Origin of the sequence: Verminephrobacter aporrectodeae subsp. tuberculatae At4 (assembly GCF_000193225.1) — a bacterium.
Lineage (GTDB): Bacteria > Pseudomonadota > Gammaproteobacteria > Burkholderiales > Burkholderiaceae_C > Acidovorax > Acidovorax aporrectodeae.
Window position 1 is genome coordinate 1 of sequence record NZ_AFAL01001057.1, and the last position, 1,888, is coordinate 1,888.

1 protein-coding gene is annotated in these 1,888 nt (G+C 65.4%); it reads left to right on the forward strand.

Translation table 11 applies throughout. The features are described from left to right. Nucleotides 1-41 precede the first annotated feature (41 nt). The coding region (locus VTU_RS0124875; RefSeq protein WP_265597369.1) for a SwmB domain-containing protein at nucleotides 42-1,888 on the forward strand (1,847 nt) is incomplete at its 3' end.

Consider the following 1,888-nt stretch of genomic DNA (forward strand, 5'->3'; position numbering starts at 1 on the left):
AGTACCAGTTCCCCACCGTCAACAGAAGTGGCGAACAACTGTTGCTCACATTCAGCGACACGAGCAATCTGGACGAGAACCACATGCCGGCCGCCAGGGACTTCACGGTGCGCGTGGATGGTGACCTCAGGACGGTCAGCAGTGTGACCATGAATGCAACGGCCAAGATCATCTTCCTGGTGCTGGCTACCCCCGTGGCCGCTGGTCAGCGGGTGACCGTCGCCTACCAGGACAGCACACCCACCGACACCGAGGGCAACGGCATACAGGACACGGCAGGCAATCGCCTGGACAGCTTCCCGGCCACGGAGGCAGTCAATAGCGTATTGGACACGGGTGCCCCGCAGCTGATCACCACCGGCGCCATGCGCCCCACGGCCAGCGGCAACCAACTGGTGCTCAGCTTTAGCGACGCGAACGGCCTGAGCGTGGACCCGGCCCGCAAGCCAGCCACCGGGGACTTTGCGGTGCTCGTCGCTGGCGTCGCGAATGCCGTCACCGCAGTCGCCGTGGACGGAGCGGCCAAGACCATCACACTCACGCTGACCACCGCCGTGACCCCTGGCCAGACCGCGACCGTCGCCTACGCCGACAGCACACCCAACGACATCAGCGCCATACAGGACGCACAAGGCAACCGCCTGACCGGCTTTGCGGCCACGGAGGTGAATACGACACCCGACACCACGCCCCCGGTGTTCAGCAGCGCCGCGGTCAACGGCACCCAACTGGTGCTCACGTACACCGAAGCCAATACCCTGGACCCGGCCGCACTCGCGGGCAGCGCCGGCTTTACGGTGAGCAGCACCACGGGCACGGCCATCACCGTGAGCAGCGCCGTGGTGCATGCGACGAACAAGACCGTCACGCTCACGCTGAGCCGCGCCGTGACCCCGGCTGAGACGGTGAAAGTCAACTACACCAAACCAGCATCCGGCGCCGTGGTGCAGGACGCTGCGGGCAATGACGCAGTGAGCTTCAGCGAGCAGGCGGTGACGAACAACACACCCAGCGGCACGGCGGACACCACGGCCCCGGTGCTTTTGACCACAGGCATCCATCGCCCCGAGCTCCACGGCGGCACCATGTTGGTGATCAGATTCAGCGACACGAGCAATCTGGACGCGGACCCGAACCACGCGCCGGCCATCGGGGACTTTACGGTGCGCGTCAATGGTGCCCTCCGCACCGTCAGCGGTGTGGCTGTGGATGGACCGGGAAAGTACATCCTGCTGGAACTGGCCAATCCCCCCGTGGTCGCTGGTCAGAGCGTGACCGTCGCCTACCAGGACAGCACGTCCACCGACAACAAGGGCATACAGGACATTCACGGCAACCGCTTGACCAGCTTTTCGGCCACGGAGGTGGTGATCGGCGCCACAGCAGACGCCGTGGGCCCGGAACTGATCACCACCGGCACCGCGCGCCCCAAGGTCAACGGCAATCAGCTGGTGCTCAGCTTCATCGACGCACGGTCGCTGGAAGCGAACAACAAGCCAGCCAACGGGGCTTTTGCGGTGCTTGTCAATGGCGTCGCGAACGCCGTCACCAACGTCACCGTCGATGCCCAGGCCAAGACCGTGACGCTGACGCTGACCACGGCGGTCACCCACGGCCAATCGGTCACCGTCGCCTACACCGACCCCACGGGCCGCGACGACATCAACGCGATACAGGATGATTTGGGCAACGACGCGGCCAGCTTTGCGGCCACCGAGGTGCTCAATAACCCCGCAGCAGACACCACGCCCCCGGCGTTCAGCAGCGCCGCGGTCAACGGCAGCCAACTGGTGATCACGTACACCGAAGCGAACACCCTGGACGCGGCAGCACTCGCGGGCAACGCCGGCTTTACCGTGAGCAGCACCACGGGCACGGCCATCACCGT